At 64.5% G+C, this 19929-nt stretch carries 18 protein-coding genes; 5 read left to right on the top strand and 13 right to left on the bottom strand.

Annotated elements, in window-relative coordinates; translation table 11 throughout:
• Window positions 1–3 precede the first annotated feature (3 nt).
• Genes AIOL_RS22545 through clpS form a run of 3 tightly spaced genes read right to left on the bottom strand, consistent with a single transcriptional unit; the run spans window position 4 to window position 2155 of the window.
• Entirely contained in the window at window positions 4–816 is an 813-nt protein-coding gene (locus AIOL_RS22545) for an SDR family NAD(P)-dependent oxidoreductase (RefSeq protein ID WP_049645044.1), read from the bottom strand.
• 39 nt (window positions 817–855) lie between these two features.
• Window positions 856–1827, bottom strand: coding sequence for a class I SAM-dependent methyltransferase (locus tag AIOL_RS22540; protein ID WP_049645629.1), 972 nt, complete (start codon window positions 1825–1827; stop codon window positions 856–858).
• A gap of 4 nt (window positions 1828–1831) precedes the next feature.
• A complete protein-coding gene (gene clpS, locus AIOL_RS22535) occupies window positions 1832–2155 on the bottom strand; it encodes an ATP-dependent Clp protease adapter ClpS (protein ID WP_049645043.1) in 324 nt (107 codons plus the stop codon).
• A gap of 481 nt (window positions 2156–2636) precedes the next feature.
• Here clpS and AIOL_RS22530 point away from each other — a divergent pair, with 481 nt between their 5' ends.
• A complete protein-coding gene (locus tag AIOL_RS22530) occupies window positions 2637–4013 on the top strand; it encodes a D-alanyl-D-alanine carboxypeptidase family protein (RefSeq protein WP_082152838.1) in 1377 nt (458 codons plus the stop codon).
• 134 nt (window positions 4014–4147) lie between these two features.
• Here AIOL_RS22530 and AIOL_RS22525 read toward each other — a convergent pair whose 3' ends face one another.
• The 5 genes from AIOL_RS22525 to AIOL_RS22505 form a co-directional block, all read right to left on the bottom strand.
• The gene (locus AIOL_RS22525) at window positions 4148–5755 is read right to left on the bottom strand and encodes an ABC transporter ATP-binding protein (protein ID WP_049645042.1); all 1608 of its coding nucleotides are present in this window, start codon (window positions 5753–5755) and stop codon (window positions 4148–4150) included.
• Window positions 5752–6939 carry an ABC transporter permease gene (locus AIOL_RS22520; protein WP_049645041.1) on the bottom strand — a complete coding sequence of 396 codons (1188 nt, stop codon included), beginning with the start codon at window positions 6937–6939 and terminating at the stop codon, window positions 5752–5754. The genes AIOL_RS22525 and AIOL_RS22520 overlap by 4 nt, the downstream gene beginning before the upstream one ends.
• A 1-nt stretch (window position 6940) precedes the next feature.
• Entirely contained in the window at window positions 6941–8020 is a 1080-nt protein-coding gene (locus AIOL_RS22515) for a microcin C ABC transporter permease YejB (RefSeq protein WP_049645040.1), read from the bottom strand.
• A 9-nt stretch (window positions 8021–8029) separates the two neighbouring features.
• A complete protein-coding gene (locus AIOL_RS22510; RefSeq protein ID WP_049645039.1) occupies window positions 8030–9940 on the bottom strand; it encodes an extracellular solute-binding protein in 1911 nt (636 codons plus the stop codon).
• A 187-nt stretch (window positions 9941–10127) separates the two neighbouring features.
• Window positions 10128–10661 carry a c-type cytochrome gene (locus AIOL_RS22505; protein ID WP_235439139.1) on the bottom strand — a complete coding sequence of 178 codons (534 nt, stop codon included), beginning with the start codon at window positions 10659–10661 and terminating at the stop codon, window positions 10128–10130.
• A gap of 153 nt (window positions 10662–10814) precedes the next feature.
• Between AIOL_RS22505 and AIOL_RS22500 the strand changes: the two genes are divergently transcribed.
• Both AIOL_RS22500 and AIOL_RS22495 read left to right on the top strand, forming a co-directional pair.
• Window positions 10815–11639, top strand: coding sequence for a prephenate dehydratase (locus AIOL_RS22500; protein ID WP_049645037.1), 825 nt, complete (start codon window positions 10815–10817; stop codon window positions 11637–11639).
• An 89-nt stretch (window positions 11640–11728) separates the two neighbouring features.
• A complete protein-coding gene (locus AIOL_RS22495) occupies window positions 11729–13009 on the top strand; it encodes a tetratricopeptide repeat protein (protein ID WP_049645036.1) in 1281 nt (426 codons plus the stop codon).
• A gap of 244 nt (window positions 13010–13253) precedes the next feature.
• Here the strand turns inward: AIOL_RS22495 and AIOL_RS22490 are convergent, their stop codons facing one another.
• Together AIOL_RS22490 and mce are read right to left on the bottom strand one after the other, a co-directional pair.
• Window positions 13254–13538 carry a DUF1467 family protein gene (locus AIOL_RS22490; protein ID WP_394298931.1) on the bottom strand — a complete coding sequence of 95 codons (285 nt, stop codon included), beginning with the start codon at window positions 13536–13538 and terminating at the stop codon, window positions 13254–13256.
• Between the two features lie 8 nt (window positions 13539–13546).
• Entirely contained in the window at window positions 13547–13951 is a 405-nt protein-coding gene (mce, locus tag AIOL_RS22485; protein ID WP_049645034.1) for a methylmalonyl-CoA epimerase, read from the bottom strand.
• A gap of 147 nt (window positions 13952–14098) precedes the next feature.
• On the opposite strand from mce, the gene AIOL_RS22480 reads away from it, so the two are divergent.
• Window positions 14099–14818 carry a response regulator gene (locus AIOL_RS22480; RefSeq protein ID WP_049645033.1) on the top strand — a complete coding sequence of 240 codons (720 nt, stop codon included), beginning with the start codon at window positions 14099–14101 and terminating at the stop codon, window positions 14816–14818.
• Between the two features lie 342 nt (window positions 14819–15160).
• A complete protein-coding gene (locus AIOL_RS22475) occupies window positions 15161–15349 on the top strand; it encodes a hypothetical protein (protein ID WP_152912644.1) in 189 nt (62 codons plus the stop codon).
• On the opposite strand, the gene AIOL_RS22470 is transcribed toward AIOL_RS22475, so the two are convergent.
• The 3 genes from AIOL_RS22470 to aspS form a co-directional block, all read right to left on the bottom strand.
• On the bottom strand, window positions 15346–16503 hold the full coding sequence (locus AIOL_RS22470) for a DUF1501 domain-containing protein (RefSeq protein WP_082152741.1): 1158 nt from the start codon (window positions 16501–16503) through the stop codon (window positions 15346–15348). The two genes, AIOL_RS22475 and AIOL_RS22470, sit on opposite strands and share 4 nt — an antisense overlap.
• A gap of 14 nt (window positions 16504–16517) precedes the next feature.
• Window positions 16518–17888 carry a DUF1800 domain-containing protein gene (locus AIOL_RS22465; RefSeq protein ID WP_053101344.1) on the bottom strand — a complete coding sequence of 457 codons (1371 nt, stop codon included), beginning with the start codon at window positions 17886–17888 and terminating at the stop codon, window positions 16518–16520.
• 141 nt (window positions 17889–18029) lie between these two features.
• A complete protein-coding gene (gene aspS / locus AIOL_RS22460; protein WP_049645030.1) occupies window positions 18030–19889 on the bottom strand; it encodes an aspartate--tRNA ligase in 1860 nt (619 codons plus the stop codon).
• Between the last annotated feature and the right edge of the window lie 40 nt (window positions 19890–19929).

The following is a 19929-nucleotide window of genomic DNA, read 5'->3' as shown; positions in this document are numbered from 1 at the left end:
CGGCTAGTGCGCCGGAGCGGCAACCGAATCCAAAAGCGTGCGGCCCCCATCGACGGTCACAATCTGACCGGTCATGAACCCCGCCCCGTCTGAGGCCAGGAATTGCGCCGCCTCCGCCACCTCGCTGGCGCGGGCGATGCGGCTCAATGGCGTGTGCGCGATAATGTCGGCGCGGCTGTCGTCGTCGCCTTTCAGGGTGTTCTGTAGGCTGGCGGACATGACGGACCCGAAAGACACCGCGTTCACCCGTATGCGGTGCGGCGCCAATGCGACGGCCATCGAGCGCGTCATCTGGTCCAGCGCTGCGCAGCTCACAGAGTAGCCCAAAAGCTCTGGATGCGCCCTGCGCGCCGCGATCGAGCTGAGGTTCACAATAGCCCCGGCCTGGCCGGACTCTCGGCCGTCTTCTTCGGCCTGCTTGATCATGCGCTTCGAGATCGCCTGCGTCAGGCGCAGGCTGGTCATCAGGTTCTGTTCAAGCAGGGTGCTGACGCTGTCCTCTTTGGGGTCAAGCGGGTCGGATGGCAGAAGCTGCCGGCTGGCGTTTACCAGGATGTCCACCTGATCGAACGCGTCCAAGGTCGCCGACAGAAGGTTGGCAATGGTCAGCTTCTCGCGCAGATCGCCCGAGAACGCGCGCACCGGGCTGTCTTCTTGCTGCGATTGCTCGCCCACCTCCTTGTCCAGCCCCTCCTCGTCGCGGTCGGCAAAAACCACATTGGCGCCGTGATCGACGAAGTGGCGCGCGATGGCGAGGCCCACCCCATTGGCGGCGCCGGTGACGATGGCGGTCTTACCCGCGATCGAGAAAGACATCTGCGTCTCCCTGATTCTTTCGGTGAAGGTTAGCGGGTTTCAGCGTCCGCGGCGACTGGGCTTTTCAGCGTACAGCACTTTGAAGCGGGTGTCGCCAGCGATTTCAGTGACGGTCCGAAACGCATCTTTCAGCGAGACCTCGTAGGGCAAATGCCTGTTCGCCACCATCCAAAGCCGCCCATGGGGCGCGAGAATGCGCGCAGCCGAGGCGATGAATGCCAGGCCCAGCTTTGGCTCCGCCGCCCGCGCCTGATGGAAGGGCGGGTTCATGATGACACCGTCAAGCGCCTTTAGGTCGACGTCGCGGGCATCCGCCCAGTGGAACCGCGCTCGGGCATCCGCCACGTTTGCCCGCGCGCATTCCAGCGCCGCGTGATCGGCCTCGACCAGGTGCAAGGCCTCAATCCCTTCGCGCGATAGGGTCTGCGCCGACAGATACCCCCAGCCCGCCCCGAGATCCGCCATGCGCTTTGGCAGTTTCGCGGGCAGCGCCTCGGCCAGCAGCTTCGAGGCGGGATCGATGCCATCGGCAGAGAACACGCCGGGCAGAGTTTGAAAGCCCTCCACCTGCGCCGGCGCGGCGCGCCAATCGCCAAAGTCGCCTCCGGTCACCTGAAAGGCCTTTCCATGGGCCTTTGATACGGGGCCGCCGACCTCGGCGCGTTTCCGCAGATCCCGCAGGGCGCTTTCGATCCCGTCCACCTTGTCGCCATCCACCAAGATCGGACCGGAGGTGAGCGCGCGCGCTTGCGCGATAAGATCGCGGGCCAGGGCCTTCGCGCACGGCAGGCACAGGATGGCGGCGGAATACGCGCCTTGTGGGGCGACAGAGACGTCATAGCCCGCCCGCGCCCAGGCATCATGGTCGGGCTTGAACCCTTGGATCAGGTGCAGCCGGTCTTTGTCCAACGCCGAAAGGTCCAGCCCGGCGCGCGGTGCAAACACCGCGATCCTGCCCAACTCTGGCGCATCAAAGACCGTTTCCACGGCGAGGCTTAGCCGCGTCGACAGCCGGCTATTCCTTTTCCATGGTGCATTGCAGCGGGTGCTGATGGCGCCGCGCAAAGTCCATCACCTGGCCGACCTTGGTCTCGGCGATCTCAAAGGCGAAGACCCCCACGACGGCCACGCCCTTCTTGTGCACGGTCAGCATCAGCTCGAAGGCCTGTGCGTGGTTGAGACCAAAGAAGCGTTCCAACACCAACACGACGAACTCCATCGGCGTGTAGTCGTCGTTCAGCAGCATCACCTTATAGAGCGGCGGCCTTTTCGTTTTCGCACGCGTCTCGACAACGACGCCGGTGTCACCGCCGTCGCCATCGCCGTCGCGTTCTGCCATGTTAAGGGGAAGTCGGGTCACGCCCGTATACTCCGCAGGTGGACTCTGTTCGCTTGAACCGCACTATATAGGGGCCGCCGCGGGAGAGAAAAGGGCCGGATCGGCGCATCGGCCAATTTGGCCGCGCCGGGGCGGCAGATCTAGGGTTGCGTTTGCGGCATCGTGGTCGCGCCTGACGTTCAGCGCGCCGCCTTAATCTTGCCACAATGGAACAGGTTGCGGCGCCGTGCTGCGCAACCGCTACATCTTGCCCACCGCATCAACTACTTTCTGAAACCCATTGAAAATTAATTGTTTTCCGATTCGAATTGCTGTGCTAATTTGCCCACAACAAACGATCCGGGCAAAAGATACCGGGCGAGAGGCAGAGCAGGACTATACGGTGACCCGATTCTCGAACCGTGCGGCCCTTTGGGGGCTATCTATTACATTTGCGTTTATCCTATGCGCGAACGCGGTCGTGGCGGCGCCCTACGCGGCCATGGTGATGGACGCGCGCTCCGGTAAGGTCCTGCACTCTCGCAACGCCGACACCAGGCTGCACCCGGCATCGCTGACGAAAATGATGACGCTTTATGTGGTGTTCAGCGCGGTTGAGAATGGCGAGATCAGCCTCGACACGAAGGTGAAGATATCCAAGAAAGCGGCGGCCGAGCAGCCCTCCAAGCTGGGTCTAAGACCTGGGCAGCGCATCAAGCTGCGCTACCTGATCCGCGCTGCAGCGGTGAAGTCGGCCAATGACGCGGCCACCGCGCTGGCAGAGGCGATCTCTGGTTCCGAGGCCGCATTCGCGCGACGCATGAACCGCACCGCCAAGGCGTTGGGGATGACGCGCTCGAACTTTAAGAATGCGCATGGCTTGACCGAGGCGGGGCATTTGTCCACCGCGCGGGACATGACGATCCTTGGGCGGCACGTGTTCTACGACTACCCAGAGTACTACAACATCTTCTCGCGCCGCTCGACCCATGCGGGCATCGCTGAAGTGGCCAACACGAACCGCCGCTTCCTTGGGGCCTATAAGGGCGCTGACGGGATCAAGACCGGCTACACGCGCGCCGCGGGTTTCAACCTAGTCGCCTCCGCCGAACGCGGGCAAGAGCGCATCATCACCACGGTGTTCGGTGGCCGCTCCACGGCGCAGCGCAACGCGAAAGTGGCCGAGCTGATGGACCTGGGCTTCAGCCGCGCGCCAAGCCAAGTGGCCGTGCGCAAACCCGTGAAACCGCATGTCGGCCCCGGACCAGCGGAGCCGTCCAAAACCATTCGCGTCGTGCGCGCCGTCGCCAAGAGCGTGCGGCCAATGCCCCGGCCCACCGCCGAAGCGGCAGAACCGCCGCAGGAGCGGCTCATCGCGATGGCCGAGAGCATCGACGAGACCCTAAGCGCCGTGCAAACCGAGACGGTCCAGCAAGAGCCGCCAAAGCTGCGCACCGCCTCAGTGATCCCGTTGCCGCGCTTTAAGTGGAACAAAAAACCGTCGCAGGTCAATTCGCTGACCGCGGCGATGGCACCGCAGCCGCGTCCCGCTCGGATCGTCCGGCCCACGGTGCAAACCGCCGCGCTTGAGCAAGCTCCAGAGCCCGAACGCGTGGTCGTCACCCGCCTGTCAACATCCGGCGGACGCCACTGGAGCATCAATGTCGGCCGCTTCACCACCCGATACGAGGCAGAGCGCGTCCTGCTCCGCACTGCCCTCGCAGAGCTTGGCACTCTGGACACCGCCTTGCGCAAGGTCGCCAGCAGCGCGCGCGGGCACGACGCGCATTTTGTGGGGCTGACAAAAGAGAGCGCCAAACGGGCCTGCCTGCGTCTGAAGGCCCGGAACATGGAATGCACAGCCCAGGGTCCGACTTAGGCCTTAGGTCTTAGGCGGCTTTGCCCGCCCACCCGGGCTCATTTTCCACCGATTCGCTGAATTTTCAGTGAATTTTTGCAGAGCCGGGCGCCACCGCCCCGCCCACTGGCCGCCATCAAGAGCCGCACAAGGCGCTACGCGACCGCGCCATCCGCATGCGCGTCAAACGCCGCCGCAAGCAGCTCTTGCGTGTACTCCGTCTGCGGGTCCTGGAATATCTGACGCGCCTCCCCGGCCTCGACGATATCGCCGCGCTTCATCACGATAACCTTGTGGCTGAGCGCACGCACGACCTTCAGGTCATGGCTGATGAACAGATAAGCCAGCCCGTAGCGCTTCTGCAGATCGCGCAGAAGCTCCACGATTTGCACCTGCACCGTCATATCAAGCGCCGAGGTCGGCTCGTCCAGTACCAAGAGCTTGGGCCGCAGGATCATCGCGCGCGCAATCGCGATCCTTTGCCGCTGCCCCCCGGAGAACTCGTGCGGGTAGCGATGCATCGAGACCGGATCCAGACCGACCTCGACCATGATCTCTGCCACCAGTTCGCGCCGGCTGCGATTGGCGTCCACCTTGTGGATCGTCAGTCCCTCGGCGATGATCTCTTCGACCGTCATGCGCGGGCTGAGACTGCCATAAGGGTCCTGGAACACGATCTGCATGTCGCGCCGCAGCGCCCGCATCTCGCGCGTATTGTGGCCCTGGATCGCGCGGCCCAGAAAGTGGATTGGGCCATCCGATTGGATCAGCCGCATCACCGCCAGCGCCAGCGTCGTCTTGCCAGATCCGCTCTCGCCCACGATCCCGATTGTCTCACCGGCGCGCACCGAAAGAGAGGCCGCGTTCACCGCCTTGATATGCCCGACCACGCGCCGCAAGAGCCCGCGCTGGATCGGGAACCAGATGCGCAGATCATCCGTGCGCGCGATCTCCTCGGCGCCGGCGGGCACCGGGTCGGGGACGCCCGCGGACTCAGCGCTGAGGAGCTTGCGGGTATAGGGATGCTGCGGATTGTCAAAGATCTCGGCGGTGGGCCCCTGCTCTACGATCTCGCCGTTCTGCATCACGCAGACCCGGTCCGCGATGCGGCGCACGATCACCAGGTCGTGGGTGATGAACAGAAGCGACATGTCCTCGGTCTGCTTCAGCTCCGCCAGCAATTCGAGGATCTGCGCCTGGATCGTCACATCCAGGGCCGTCGTGGGCTCGTCCGCGATCAAAAGGTCCGGCTTGTTGGCCAGCGCCATGGCGATCATCACGCGCTGGCGCTGCCCGCCCGATAGCTGGTGGGGGTAATCCTTGAGCCGCGAGGCCGCCTCGCGGATGCCCACCTTCTCCAGCAGCTCCACAATCCGCGCCCGCGCCGCATCCCCAGTCAGGCCCTGGTGCAGCGCCAGGCTCTCCATGATCTGCTTTTCCAGCGTGTGCAGCGGGTTTAGCGAGGTCATCGGCTCTTGGAAGATAAAGCTGATATCGTTGCCCCGCACCCGGCGCAGATCGGCCTCTGATGCGCCGACCATCTCTTCGCCGAGATAGTCGATGGAGCCGCTCACCTGCGCGCTTTCGGGCAGCAAGGACACGGTCGACAACGCCGTCACCGACTTCCCCGAGCCGCTTTCGCCCACCAGCGCCACGGTCTCGCCCTTCTCGACATGGAAGGATACGCCGCGCACAGCCTCGACCACGCGCCCGTCCTGCCGGAACCCAATCGTCAGGTCCTTGACGTCTAAAACGGTGCTCATTGGAAGATCTTTCTCGGGTCGAAAGCGTCGCGCACGCCCTCGAAGATGAACACCAGAAGGCTCAGCATCACCGCGAAGGTGATGAAGGCCGTGAAGCCCAGCCAGGGCGCCTGCAGGTTCTGTTTCGCCTGCAGCGTTAGCTCGCCCAGCGACGGCGCCGACGACGGCAGGCCGAAGCCCAGCAGATCCAGCCCCGCCAGCGAGCCGATCGTGCCCGTGATCAGGAACGGCATCAGCGTCAGCGTCGCCACCATCGCGTTGGGCAGCATATGGCGCATCATGATCGTCCAGCTTGAAACGCCCAGCGCCTTAGCGGCGCGGATATACTCAAAGTTCCGCGCCCGCAGGAACTCTGCGCGCACCACGCCCACCAAAGCCGGCCAGCCGAAAAGCACCATCAGGAAGATCAGCAAGCCCACGCTGCGCCCGAATATCGCAAAGGTGATAATGATCACATAAAGCATCGGCGTGGCGCCCCAGATCTCTAGCAAGCGCTGGAAAATCAGGTCCACCCAGCCGCCGAAATAGCCCTGCACCGCGCCCGCGATGATCCCGATAAACGAGGACAGCACCGTGACCACCAGGGTAAAGAGGATGGATAATCGGAAGCCATAGATCACCCGCGCCAGCACGTCGCGCGACGTGTCATCCGTGCCCAAGAGGTTCTGCGATGTGGGCGGGCCCGGCGCCACGCCGCCGGTGTCCACGATGGTGTCGTAGCTATAGGGCACCAGCGGCCAAAGCAGCCAGCCGGTCTCGACCGGAATGCCCGCGACATCCCCGTCCGCCGCATCAGCGATCACGCCCTCGGGGTCGTCAAAGCAATCCTCCAACCCGCCGGTCTTAATCAGGCACTGCACCTCGACATCGCCATAGACCGCTTCGGTCTGGAAATCGCCGCCGAACTGCTGCTCGGGATAGAAGTTGAAGATCGGCATGTAGTAGCCGCCGCGGTACTGCACCAGGATCGGTTTGTCGTTGGCAATGAACTCCGCAAAGATGCTCAGCCCGAAGAGGATCGAGAAGATCACCAGGGACCAATAGGCGCGCCGGTTGCGCGTAAAGTTGCGCCAGCGGCGCTTGTTAAGTGGCGACAGCGTAAAGAAACCCTTCTTGGGCTCCGGCACATAGATCCCCGGCGCCTCGACGGGCGCCGCCCCGGTGGTGGGTTCGGTCACGGCCATCTCAGGTCTCCCGCGACTCAAAATCGATCCGCGGATCGACGAACACATACATCAGGTCGCTGAGGATCCCGACCACCAGCCCGATCAGCCCAAAGAAGAACAGCGTGCCGAAGATCACAGAATAGTCCCGCTGCACCGCGGCCTCGAACCCGAGCCGCCCCAGCCCGTCCAGCGAGAAAATCGTCTCGATAAAGATCGCCCCGCCAAAGAAGATGCCCACAAAGAGCGCCGGGAAGCCCGAGATCACGATCAGCATCGCGTTGCGGAACACGTGCCCATACAGCACGCGGCGCTCTGACAGGCCCTTCGCGCGCGCCGTGACCACGTATTGCATCTTGATCTGGTCAAGAAAGCTATTCTTGGTCAGCAGCGTCAGCGTCGCGAAACCGCCAATCGTATAGGCGATGATCGGCAGCGTGATGTGCCAGAAGTAATCGAGGATCTTCCCCGCCACGCTCAGCTGGTCAAAGTTGTCGCTGGTCAGGCCCCGCAGCGGGAAGATCTGCAGAAACGACCCGCCCGCGAACAGCACCAGCAAGAGGATCGCGAACAGAAATCCCGGGATCGCGTAGCCGATGATGATCAGGCTAGAGGTCCAGGTATCAAAGGGCGTGCCGTCCCTGACCGCCTTCTTGATGCCCATCGGGATCGAGATCAAATAGATCAGCAGCACCGACCACAGCCCCAGGCTCAGCGACACGGGCAGCTTCTCCAGCACCAGCTCCAGCACCCCGATGTCGCGGAAATAACTCTCGCCAAAATCCAGACGCATGTAGTTCCACATCATCATCAGGAACCGCTGCACCGGCGGCTTGTCAAAGCCGAACTCTTTCTCGAGCTCGGCGATCAGCTCATCCGGCAGGCCCCGCCCGCCGATGTAAGAGCTGTCCTCCGCGGTCTCAAACGTCTCCGTCGCGTTGCCGGTGATCCCCTCCAGCACATCGCCCTGGCCCTCGAGATTGGCGATGATCTGCTCGATCGGGCCGCCCGGCACGAATTGCACCAGCGTGAAGTTTACGATCATCACGCCGATCAGCGTGGGGATCACCAGCAGAAGCCGTCGGAGGATATAGGCGCCCATCTGCGTGCGTTACCGCTTCAACGCGCCAGCATCGAGCAAGCGCTGATGCGCCTCGGCGTCGTACCACCAAAAGCTCAGCTCCCCCAGCGCCAGCGGCGGCAGCGGTTCGGGGTGGCGGTACATGTCCCAATAGGCCACCGTGTGCTTGTCCTTGAACCATTGCGGCACCCAGAACCCTTCGGCCCTCAGCGCGCGGTCCAGCGCGTGCACGGCGGTTTCCAGCTCGTCCAAGGTGCTGGCCGCGACGACATGGTTGATCAGCTCGTCATAGGCCTCGTTGCGCAGCCGCATCAGGTTGCGCGAGCTGTCATCGGCGGTCTCGTGGCTGTACCATTGCCGCAGGCCAAAACCCGGCTCGAACCCCATCCCGAAGGAATGCGTGGTCATGTCGAAATCGCCCTTGCGGCGGCGGTCGACATATTGCGACACATCCACGCGGTCCAATTTGGCGGCGATGCCAAGCCGTTTGAGGTTCTCGACATAGGGGTTGATGATGCGGTCAAAGGCGGGGCTGAAAGACAGGATATCCGCCTTTAGCTCCACGCCATCCTTGCGGCGGATGCCATCCTCGCCGACGGCCCAGCCCGCCTCGTCCAGCAGGGCCGACGCCGCGCGCAGGTTCTTGCGGTCCAGTACGCGCTTGCCCGAGGTCGGCGCCATAATGGCCTCCTCCGTCAAGACGGACGCGTTCAAAAGACCCTTGTCCACCAGGGGCTGCAACAGCGCCTTCTCTGCCTCGGTCGGCACGCCGGTCGCTTCCAAAGGCGAGTTCTCCCAGAACGAGTTCACCCGCTCATAGAGCCCAAAGAACAGCGTCTCGTTCGACCATTCGAAGTTGAACATCAACCGCACCGCGGCGCGCACCTTTGGATCGTTCCAGACCTCGCGGTCCAGGTTGAAGACGAAGGCCTGCGCGCTGCCGATCGTGCCGTCTTTCAGCTCGGCCCTCAGCACTTTGCCGTCCGTTAAAGCCGGGAAGTCATAGCCCGTGCCCCAGGTCTTCGAGGAGTTCTCGTTGCGGAACGTGTACTCGCCCGCCTTGAACGCCTCGAACGCCGCCTGGCTGTCGCCGAAGACCTCCACGCGGATGCTGTCAAAGTTGTTCTGGCCGATGTTCCAGGGCAGGTCCGCGCCCCAGTAATTCGGGTTCCGCTTATAGATCAGCTGCCGCCCGATATCGACCTTATCGACCACATAGGGCCCGGTGCCCATGAAGGGATCTGTCGTGCTCTCGTCCAGCCGCGCGCCGGTCTCTTCGAACCACGTCTTGGACCAAATGGTGGTGCCGCCCGCGAAGGTCAGCCGGTCCTTGAAGGGCGCGGTGTCGGTGAAGTTGTATCTGATCTGGTGCGGCCCCAGCACCTCGACGCTCTCAACAAAGCTCTCCACGACAGAGCGGTACTCGCTGATCCCCTGCTCCAGCACCAGGTCAAAGCTGAACTTGACGTCCTCGGCGGTCATGGGCGAGCCGTCCGAGAACGTCACCTCGGGCCGCAGGTTGAAGATCACCCAGTCCCGGCTCTCGGGGTATTCCAGCGTTTCGCAGATATAGCAGTATGCGCCATAGAAATCATCCGCCGCGCTGGTCAGGATGCTCTCATACATCAGGCCGGTCAGCGGAGCTGGCACGCCCTTGCGAGTGTAGAGGTTGAAGCTGTCAAAGGTGGCCTGCGACCACTGGCTGAACTCGCCGCCCTTGGGCGCGTCGGGGTTCACGTAGTCCAGATGTGCCATATCGGAGCCGTATTTCAGCGCATCGAAATTCGACACCCCGTGGCTTTTGATCACCGTCTCGCCGAAGGCCATCGTGGCCAGGCCCAGCGCCATCGCCGCCAGCGGCAGCCCCATCCAAAACGCGCGTGGCGGTTCCCAGCGCTTGCTCTTGGCCTTCGTGCGGGCCACGGGACGGCGATTGATCATAGGCACTCCTCTTCGCTCTGGGGCGGTGTCTAACCTAGTTTGCACCCCGTTGCCTAAAATTAAGGTAAAAATTCTAATGTCGAGCCCGCAAGGCGTATTTCCGAGCTATCACGGCTGTTTGAGGCGATGACAACAAAAAAGCCGCCCTAAAAGAGGGCGGCTTTCGCAAGCGTTCGTAAACACAAGGTTAATCGTCAAGCGAATCAAGCCAGGCGATCAAATTCGCGCGATCTTCGGGGTCCTTCATGCCCCGATAGGACATTTTGGTGCCCGGCGCGTAGCCCTTGGGGTTCTCCAGGAAGAGGTTGAGCTCTTCAACGCCCCAGGTCTGCGCGACCTTCACGAGGTTGCCAGAGTAGCCGAACCCGTCGACGCCGCCGACGGCGCGCCCGACCAGGCCATAAAGATGCGGCCCGGTGCCGTTGGCGCCGTCCTCCACCTTGTGGCAGGACTTGCAGGCCTTGAACTCGCCCTCGCCCTTGGCCGGGTCGGCGGCCGCATAGATCTCAGAGAAGGGGATCTCCGGCTCGTCATCTCCGCCGTGGTCATCTGTCACCCCGGTGTCGATCGTGTAGGCCTGCACCACCTTGCCGTGGCCGTCGCCGTGACCGTCACCATGGTCCGAGGCGCCTACGTGATAGATAAGTTCCCCGGCAAAGTTGCCGAGAAGAAAGACCAGAAAAGTGCCGCAGATGGCTCCCACGATCTTGGTAGCTGTCATTGTGTCGAACATGTCGCGTTTCGTCCTAGCCCAAAGCTTGGCTGTGTGTACCCGCTTCCGCGTGCAAGGTTCAAGGTGTATGGGGCGCGACCAAACGCCCCTTTGCGGATTATCTATCGGCGCGGGGTTAACAAGCTCTAAGGACGCAGCAACATGGCAAAGATCGCATTCCAAGGAGAGCTTGGGGCCTATAGTCACGAGGCCTGCCTGGCCGCGCGGCCGGACTTCGAGCCCCTGCCCTGCCGCACCTTCGAGGACGTGATCGCCGCGGTGAACGCCGGTGACGCCGATCTGGCGATGCTGCCGGTGGAGAACACGACCTATGGGCGCGTGGCCGACATCCACCGCCTGCTGCCCGAATCGGGGCTGCACATTATCGACGAGGCCTTCGTGCGCGTGCATATCAGCCTGCTGGGCGTGAAGGGCGCGCGGGTGGGGGATGTGAAAGAGGCCTATTCGCACCTCGTTTTGCTGCCGCAATGCGCGGGTTTTCTGACCAAGCACGGGATTCGGGGGCGGGTCAGCTCTGACAACGCCCGCGCCGCGCGCGAGGTGGCCGAGTGGGGCGACCCGTCGAATGCCGCGCTGGCCAGCGCCCTGGCAGGCGAGACCTACGGGCTCGATATCCTGGCCCGCAACATCGAGGATAACGACACCAACACCACGCGGTTCTTGATCATGTCGCCCGAGCCGGACCACAGCCGCCGCAGCGACGCCATGATCACCACATTCGTGTTCCGCGTGCGCAACCTGCCCGCGGCCTTGTACAAGGCGATGGGCGGGTTCGCGACGAATGGCGTGAACATGATCAAGCTGGAAAGCTACATGGTGGATGGCAGCTTTACCGCCACGCAGTTCTATTCCGACATCACCGGGCACCCGGACGACCCCGAGGTGCAGCGCGCGCTGGAGGAGCTGGACTACTTCACCAGCTATCTGCGAATCCTCGGCACCTACCCCTCGGACCGCCCGCGCTGACCACCTTGCCAGGCCGCTTTGGCGCTGCCACAGTCTCAGGGCAATTTAACGGAGCGATTTAACAGGGCAATTTGGCAGGGAGAGGGCGCATGGCACTGACCGACCGATATGGCAAAGACCTGGCGACGTCATCCGAGGTCGCGCGCGATAAGTATATCGAGGGCGTCGACCACATCCTGGCCGCGACATATGGCGCGGTGGAGGCATTCTCTGAGGCGGTGGAGGCCGATCCCGGCTTCACGCTCGGGCATGTGGGGCTGGCGCGGGCGCGGATGAACGCCGCGGATATGACGGGGGCCAAGGCCTCCATCGCGCGGGCAAAGGAACTCGCCGCAAGCGGAGACGCCCGCCAGAAATCCTTCGTGGGCTGCGTGGCGCTGGTGCTGGGCGGCAAGCCCGTCGAGGCGCGCAAGGCCGTGGCCGCGCATGTGCTCGAGCATCCCACCGACGCCCTGATCGCGCAGATGAGCACTAACATCTTCGGGCTTATCGGCTTCTCGGGCTTGCCGGGGCGCGAGGCCGAGCTCTTGGCCTATACCAGCGCCCTGTTGCCGCATTACGGCGACGACTGGTGGATGCAGTCCATGCACGCGCTTTCGCTGTGCGAGACCGGGCAGCTCGACGCGGCCCTGACGCTGATGGAGACGGCGCTGGCGTCGAACCCCGCCAACGCGAACGGCTCGCATTTCAAGGCGCATACGCTCTATGAGCAGGGCGAGACCGCCATCGGGCTGGCCTTTTTGCAGGACTGGATGCAGGGCTATGACAGCCGCGCGATCCTGCACGGGCACTTAAGCTGGCATTCCGCGCTCTGGTCGCTGGAGCAAGGCGATATCGATGCGGTCTGGGCGGTGATGGACGCCGCGATTGCGCCCGAGGCTTCCAGCTCGCTGCCGATCAACGCCCTCACCGATTCCGCGGCCCTCTTGCACCGCGCCGAGCTTGCCGGGTTCGAGGTCGCCCCTGCGCGCTGGAAGGCGATCAGCGACTACGCCAACAACCATTTTGCGAAGCCCAGCCAGAGTTTTGCGGATATGCACAGCGCGCTTGCCCATGCCATGGCCGGCGAGGGCGAGCGGCTGGCGCGCATCGCCGAGGCCTCGCGCGGCTTCGCCGCCGACCTGGTGCGCCCGGTGGCGCGGGCCTGGGGCGCGATGGCGCGTCAGGATTGGCAGGCGGCGCTGACCGACCTGGCCGCGTTGATGCCGGACCATGCCCGCATCGGCGGCAGCCGCGCCCAGCGCGACTTGCTGGAGCTAAGCTATGCGCATTGCCTGTTGAAGCTGGGCCATACCGACGAGGCGCGTCGGCACCTGAGCATCTGCCGCCCGGTCTTTGCCGAAGGCGCACCGGTCGCTGCCTTGCACTAAGTGAGGACCCACTCGGGCGAATGAGGCTTTGTGGGCGCTGAGGGCTTCCAGCGGGCATTGGCGCACCGCAATTTTCTTGCAAGAAAATTGCGAAACTCTTCAAAGAGTTTCTTCAGCGCGCCCCTCAATGATTCCCCATGCGCAACTCTTGCCAGCCCGCGGGCCCAACTTTCCTTGGAAGGAAAGTACAAATCTCTTGCAAGAGATTTGGCACGCCCCAAAAGGCGCTCTCAGTAAATCCCGTCTAAAGAGCCTCACGCGCCGCGCATTGCTCGGCCATCGTGTCAAACCAATCGAAGTCGCAGGTAGTGATCACCCCAGAGAAGATGATCCCCGCGATCACAACCCAAAAGCCAAACGCCACCACGGTCACAATCTTGAACCGCTTGCGCATGTCGATATGCGCCGGCGAGCCGGCCATCGTGCCGGGCACAATCTCCCCGCGGTCGCCCTGCGTCTCAAGGCGGATCGGCAGGGTGACGAACAGCGTCATGAACCAGATAACGGCGTAGAGGACGAGACCAGACATGATGCCCATTAGATCTGCTCCAGTTCCAGCAGGCAGCCGTTGAAGTCCTTTGGGTGCAGGAACAGCACGGGCTTGCCATGGGCGCCGATCTTGGGCTCGCCATTGCCCAGCACGCGGGCGCCCTGCGCCTTGAGCTGGTCGCGCGCGGCAAGGATGTCCTCGACCTCATAGCACATGTGGTGGATGCCTCCGGATGGGTTCTTGTCCAGAAAGCCCTGGATCGGGCTCGCCTCGCCCAGGGGGTAGAGTAGCTCGATCTTGGTGTTGGGCAACTCGATGAACACCACGGTGACGCCGTGGTCGGGCTCGTCCTGCGGGGCGCCGACCGCGGCGCCAAGCGTGTCGCGGTACTGCGCGCTGGCGGCCTCAAGGTCGGGCACGGCGATGGCTACGTGGTTGAGGCGTCCGATCATGGGGGGCTCCCTATGGCATGTCTGGGCGCTTTTATGTCTTGCGGCGGGGCCGCCGCAAGGGTCCGCAAGGCCGCAGGGCGTCGGGTTAACCTGGGATTCACCGATACGGCGTTAACGTTGAGTCGCATACCGATAGGATCGTCTGCCATGCCCATCTCTCTTGACCCGCTTCCGCTGTCTCCCGTCGTCACCGCGTCGCGCCCGCTTGCGGGCATGACGGTGCTGGTGGTCGAGGATAGCAGGTTCGCCAGCGAGGCGGTGCGGCTGTTATGCCTCAAAAGCGGCGCGCGCATCCGCCGGGCGGATAGCCTGCGCGCGGCAAGCCGGCATTTGGCGGGCTACGCGCCAACGGTGATCATCGTCGATCTTGGCCTCCCGGACGGCTCGGGGCTGGATCTGATTCGCGATCTGGCCGCGGCGCATAACCGCATCCCTGTTATTCTGGCGACCTCCGGCGATGATTGCGGGTTTGTTGAGGCGGTCGAGGCGGGCGCCGACGGCACGCTGCTCAAGCCGCTCGATAGTTTGCTGGATTTCCAGAACGCGGTGCTGGACGCCCTGCCGGAGGAGATCCGCCCAGAGGGGCTGCGCCTTGTCAGCAGCGAAACCATCGAGCCGGATCGCATCGCGCTGCAAGACGACTTTGCGCACATTGCTGACATTCTGACCGAGGCCGATGACGACGAGACCGTCGATTACGTGGCGCAGTTTCTGCAGGGCTTGGCGCGCACGGCCCAGGATCCGGATCTGGAACGGGCGGCACGGTCCTTGGCGGCGCACAGCTCGGATGGCGGCTCCATTCGGTCCGATCTGGCGCGGGTTGCAGGTCTGTTGCAGCAGCGCATTGAGGGGCGAAAGGTGATCTAGAGACCCCCCGTTTACCTGCGACATCAGTGAAAGGCGGGGCGCGCGCAACCTGCTGATCCTGTGGGCGCGCTGCTAGAGGCTTTGATTTGAGTTCCTGGGAGCACGCTAAAAAGCGGGGCGCCTTCAGCTTGAGGCACTAAGTATTAGGCGGAATACCCGCGACATCCTTCGGCTCTGCCACGATCCGCCTCAAGGCCTGAGTCCAGTTCTTAAGAATTCGCCTTCACACTCGGTCCGGGTTGCCATGTTTGGGCCGCAAATCTCCCCTCTTGGCCCTAATTTCCACCACATTCTCGCGCGATCATGCCCTTCGAGACGCCACTCGGAATACGGGATCAAACCATGATCGACGCTGCCATCGACCCCGCCCTGAAGCAACGCCTGATGAGGGCTTTGGACTGGGGGGTGTTCATGCTGGGCGTTGTGTCGCTGACGACCGCAATCGCGGCGACCGTCGCGGGCACGCCGAGCCAGGTTGCCTCTCACCAGGCGCAGCCCGTTGCGAAGACCACGCAGGTCCTGCCGGGCTAAAGCGTGATCCTCGGGTCGGCCTCTAGGCTCAGGCCCGGGAAGATCTGGGTCTCTAGGGCCGTGTTGCCCACCCCCATCAGGTCCCGCATCGCGTAGGCGCAGTAGCTGCGCACATCCGCCGTGGGCATCAGGTCACGGCGCTTATACAGCGCGGCCTCGCCCAGGCCGGGCCAATCGCCGTAGACCGCGCCGCCGCGCAGGGCGCCCCCCGCCATGATCAGCGCGCCGGCGGTGCCATGATCGGTGCCCTTGGTGCCGTTCTCGGCCACGGTGCGCCCGAACTCGGTCATCGCCAGCACCATGGTCTTGCCCCAGATGCCCGGCCCAAGCCCGTCCTCAAGGCTCAGGATCGCGCCGGTCAGCTTGCCCAAAGCGCCGGCGATCCCGCGCGACTGGCGCTGATGGGTGTCCCAGCCGCCCACCGAGAAGGCGGCGATCCGCGTCTGATCCAGCAGCTGCTGCGCCGCGAATGCCGCCACCGGGTCGCGCCGCGCGCCATTGGGCAGCGGCGGCAGGGCGCTCTTCTCAATCGCCGCGGCAAGCGCCATGCCCTTGTCGGCGGCGCGCGCGAACAGTGGGTCGGGCGCGTAGATATGTCGAAACAGGTCCTCGGCGGCGGGCGTCAGGTCGACCTCGACCTCCGGTGACCAGCGGCTGACGGGGCTTTCGCCGCCAAGAATCCGTAGCTCGTCATTGCCCACGCCAAAGGCCAGCTCCACCGAGGCGCCCGGCATCGCGCCCACCAGGCGGTTCAGCCAGCCACCGCGCGCGCGGCCATCGCCCATCGCGGGCGTCCCGGCCTCCAGCAGGTCCTGCCCGTCGAAATGGCTGCGCTTGTCGCGATAGGGCGTCGAGACGGCATGGGCAAAGCCCAGCTGCCCTCGCCGCCAAAGCGGCATCAGCTCCGCAAGGCCGGGATGCAGCGCGAAATAGCCGGTCAGGTCCAGCCCGGGCTGCGCCAGCGTGGGGCGGTAGCGCTGATAAAGCGGGTCGCCCACCGGGCGCACCACATCCAGCCCGTCCATGCCGCCGCGCAGCACGATCACGATCAGACGCGCGTCAGTGGGCGCCGCGGCCAAGGTCACCGAGGTCATCAGCGGATGCGCCGCAGCCGAACACGCGCCCAGCAAAAGCCCCCTTCGAGAGATATCCATCGCGCCCGCTCCTCTCATCGCCGGTTGAACTCTGCCGAGCCCAGCACAAGTGCCACGCCCAGGGCGCGGTTCTCCGCCGCGCCCGCCGCCCAGACCAGCCGCTCACTGGCGGCGTCACCAAGCGCGTTGTGCACGAACTCCCGCGGGTCCGGAGCGCCGCCGGGGATGTGCCGCGCCAGCCCCAGCGCCCAGCCGATGCGCCCGGCCACGCCATGCGGATGCACCCAGGCCTCGGCGTTATCCGGCCAGCCCTCGGGGCTGGGCACCTGGCCATAGGCCTGCCCCATGCGCCGCAAGGCCAGCTCGATGCGCTTGCGTACCTGCCCCGGGCCCAGGCGCTCAAGATCGGCGGCGCGCACGCCCACCGCCCGCAGGCTTGAGATCACCAACTCCATCGGGCGCTTCACCTTGCCGCCAAACCCGGCCCAGGCCGCGGGATGCTCCAGCATCGCGGCGTAGACCTCCATCAGATGCCCGCCGCTGCTGCGATAGGCCGCCGCCATATGCGCCACCAGACCGGCATCCGGGGCGTCGGCCACGAAATGCGCCGCCAGCTTGCGGCACAGATGCGGGCCGGTCGCGGGGTGCAGCGCGATGTCCTCTAGCGCGGCGTGGATGTGCTCGACACGCGCCGGATCAGCGCCGTATTCCGTGCCCAGCACGGTCTCGGGCCCCGGCTCCGCGCGGCTGGGCAGGAACCGCAGCCCCCGGCGCGGGTCGTAATCAAGGCCGGTGAGCAGCTCTGCGAATTGCCGGACATCGGCCTGGCTGTAATCCGCCCCAACGCCCAGCGTGTGCAGCTCGATCACCTCGCGGGCGAGGTTTTCGTTCAACCCGCGCCCCTTCCTGGCCCCGAATACCGAGTTCGGTCCGATCGATTCCGGCTGATCAAGGTAGACCAGCATGAAGGGATGCGTGACGGCGGCCTTCAGCAGGTCGGCGAAACGCGAAGCGACATGCGGCCGGATCGCCTCACCGGCATAGCTCGACGCCATTGGCCGCAGAATGTTCATCTTTGCGCGGGCGGCGAAATGGTTGAGCCAAAAGCTCTGCAGCCGTTCGCGGAAGGGATCGCTTGTCTCCACCGCGCGGGCAAGATCCGCCAGCAGCACATTGGCCTGCGCGGCGCGGATCTCCTTGCGCGCCGTGGCAAGTGCGGCGCCGTCCTTGGTCTTGCGCTTCACCCGCCGGGCCAGGAGCACCGCGCGCGCCAGGGTCCGGGCCTCTGCCTCCGGCAGGAAAGGATGCGCCTCGGCCATCGCATCCGGCCCCGCCAGGCGGTCCAGGATCTCCGCGGCGTCGCGCGGCTCGCCCGCCGAGGGGTAGCCCAACCCAAACCGGATCGTCGCGTAGGTCTGGGTCGAGATGGGCCAGTCAAAAAGCAAAACTGCAGTCCCTATGATCCGATCAGCCGCAGGATAGCGCCATGATGGTCATACGGACAGCCGTTCGGTTTCCGTCGGCAGGGCGGCGCTGAATTGGCCTAAAAGATCCTTACGCGGGCGCCCAAGCGGCCGCCGCCGCCGCTATTCCTCGCGCGGCAGCACCCGCAGCCCCAGCTCCATCAGCTGCTCGTTCAGCGGCTCTGACGGCGCGTCCATCATAAGATCCTCGGCCCGCTGGTTCATCGGGAACAGGATCACCTCGCGGATGTTATCCTGATCCGCCAGCAGCATCACGATGCGGTCGATCCCCGCCGCGCAGCCGCCATGGGGCGGCGCGCCATAGGTGAAGGCGTTGACCATCCCGCCGAAGCGGCGGCGCACCTCGTCCTGGCCGTAGCCGGCGATCTCGAAGGCCTTGAACATGATCTCGGGTTTGTGGTTCCGGATCGCGCCCGAGACCAGCTCGTAGCCGTTGCAGGCCAGGTCATACTGATAGCCCTTCACCGCCAGCGGGTCGCCCTCCAGCGCCGCCATCCCGCCCTGGGGCATCGAGAAGGGGTTGTGCTCGAAATCGACCTTGCCGGTCTCTTCGTCGGCCTCGTAGATCGGGAAGTCCACGATCCAGGCGAAGGCGAAACGGTCGGTGTCGGTCAGGCCCAGCTCGTCGCCGATGGTGACGCGAGCCTTGGCGGCGACGCGCTCGAAGGCGCTGGGCTTGCCGCCCAGGAAAAAGGCGGCGTCGCCGACGCCCAGGCCCAGCTGCTGGCGGATCGCCTCGGTGCGCTCGGGGCCGATATTCTTGGCCAAGGGCCCGGCGGCCTCGTTGCCCAGAACGATCTCGCCCGACTTGATCAGGGCGTTGACCTCTTTGACCGAGATGCCGCGCTCTTGCGCGATGCTGTCCGGCGATTGCTGGCGCCAGAAGATATAGCCCATGCCCGGCAGGCCTTCCTTTTGGGCAAAGACGTTCATCCGGTCGCAGAACTTGCGGCTGCCGCCGGTGGGGGCGGGGATGGCGCGGATCTCGGTGCCCTCGTTCTCCAGGAGCTTGGCGAAGATGGCAAAGCCGGAGCCGGCGAAATGCTCGCTGACGACCTGCATCTCGATCGGGTTGCGCAGGTCGGGCTTGTCGGTGCCGTATTTCAGCATCGAGGTCTTGTAGGGGATCTGCGGCCACTCGGCCGGGGCGTCGACCTTACGACCGCCGCCGAACTCCTCAAACACGCCCGCGATCACCGGCGCGGCGGTGTCGAACACGTCCTGCTGCTCCACGAACGACATCTCCAGGTCGAGCTGGTAGAAATCCGTGGGCGAGCGGTCGGCGCGCGGGTCCTCATCGCGAAAACAGGGCGCGATCTGGAAGTACTTGTCGAAGCCCGAGACCATCAAGAGCTGCTTGAACTGCTGCGGGGCCTGCGGCAGCGCGTAGAACTTGCCCGGATGCAACCGGCTTGGCACCAGGAAGTCGCGCGCGCCCTCGGGCGACGAGGCGGTGATGATCGGCGTCTGATACTCGCGGAACCCCTGGTCCCACATCCGCTTGCGGATGCTGGCCACCACGTCCGAGCGCAGGGTCATGTTGCGCTGCATCTGCTCGCGCCGCAGGTCAAGGAAGCGGTATTTCAGGCGCGTCTCTTCCGGGTATTCCTGGTCACCGAAGACGATCAGCGGCAGCTCGGGCGCGTCGCCGAGCACCTCCAGGTCGCGGATGAAGACCTCGACCTCGCCGGTGGGGATCTTGTCGTTCACCAGGCTGTCGGCGCGGGCCTTCACATCGCCGTCGATGCGGACGCACCACTCAGAGCGCAGCTTCTCGACCTCGGCGAAGACCGGCGAATCCGGGTCGCATATCAGCTGGGTCACGCCGTAATGGTCGCGCAGGTCGATGAACAAAACGCCGCCGTGATCGCGCACGCGGTGCACCCACCCGGACAGGCGGGCGGTCTGGCCGACATGGTCCTTGCGAAGGTCGGCGCATGTGTGGCTGCGATAGGCGTGCATGGATGGCCCCCTTGTGGCGCGGGTTCTGGATCGGCGCCGA

Source organism: Candidatus Rhodobacter oscarellae, assembly GCF_001078595.1.
In the GTDB taxonomy this organism is placed as follows: Bacteria; Pseudomonadota; Alphaproteobacteria; order Rhodobacterales; family Rhodobacteraceae; genus Rhodobacter_B; species Rhodobacter_B oscarellae.
This window is presented reverse-complemented; position numbering and strand designations above follow the sequence as displayed.

Bases quoted from the DNA above. Each gene is read 5' to 3' on its own strand.
- AIOL_RS22475 (WP_152912644.1), top strand. From the start codon at position 15,161: ATGATCGACGCTGCCATCGACCCCGCCCTGAAGCAACGCCTGATGAGG.
- AIOL_RS22530 (WP_082152838.1), top strand. From the start codon at position 2,637: ATGGTGATGGACGCGCGCTCCGGTAAGGTCCTGCACTCTCGCAACGCC.
- aspS (WP_049645030.1), bottom strand. From the start codon at position 19,889: ATGCACGCCTATCGCAGCCACACATGCGCCGACCTTCGCAAGGACCAT.
- AIOL_RS22470 (WP_082152741.1), bottom strand. From the start codon at position 16,503: ATGGATATCTCTCGAAGGGGGCTTTTGCTGGGCGCGTGTTCGGCTGCG.
- AIOL_RS22500 (WP_049645037.1), top strand. From the start codon at position 10,815: ATGGCAAAGATCGCATTCCAAGGAGAGCTTGGGGCCTATAGTCACGAG.
- AIOL_RS22480 (WP_049645033.1), top strand. From the start codon at position 14,099: ATGCCCATCTCTCTTGACCCGCTTCCGCTGTCTCCCGTCGTCACCGCG.
- AIOL_RS22520 (WP_049645041.1), bottom strand. From the start codon at position 6,939: ATGGCCGTGACCGAACCCACCACCGGGGCGGCGCCCGTCGAGGCGCCG.
- mce (WP_049645034.1), bottom strand. From the start codon at position 13,951: ATGATCGGACGCCTCAACCACGTAGCCATCGCCGTGCCCGACCTTGAG.
- AIOL_RS22495 (WP_049645036.1), top strand. From the start codon at position 11,729: ATGGCACTGACCGACCGATATGGCAAAGACCTGGCGACGTCATCCGAG.
- AIOL_RS22505 (WP_235439139.1), bottom strand. From the start codon at position 10,661: ATGACAGCTACCAAGATCGTGGGAGCCATCTGCGGCACTTTTCTGGTC.
- AIOL_RS22490 (WP_394298931.1), bottom strand. From the start codon at position 13,538: ATGTCTGGTCTCGTCCTCTACGCCGTTATCTGGTTCATGACGCTGTTC.
- AIOL_RS22525 (WP_049645042.1), bottom strand. From the start codon at position 5,755: ATGAGCACCGTTTTAGACGTCAAGGACCTGACGATTGGGTTCCGGCAG.
- AIOL_RS22545 (WP_049645044.1), bottom strand. From the start codon at position 816: ATGTCTTTCTCGATCGCGGGTAAGACCGCCATCGTCACCGGCGCCGCC.
- clpS (WP_049645043.1), bottom strand. From the start codon at position 2,155: ATGGCAGAACGCGACGGCGATGGCGACGGCGGTGACACCGGCGTCGTT.
- AIOL_RS22510 (WP_049645039.1), bottom strand. From the start codon at position 9,940: ATGATCAATCGCCGTCCCGTGGCCCGCACGAAGGCCAAGAGCAAGCGC.
- AIOL_RS22515 (WP_049645040.1), bottom strand. From the start codon at position 8,020: ATGGGCGCCTATATCCTCCGACGGCTTCTGCTGGTGATCCCCACGCTG.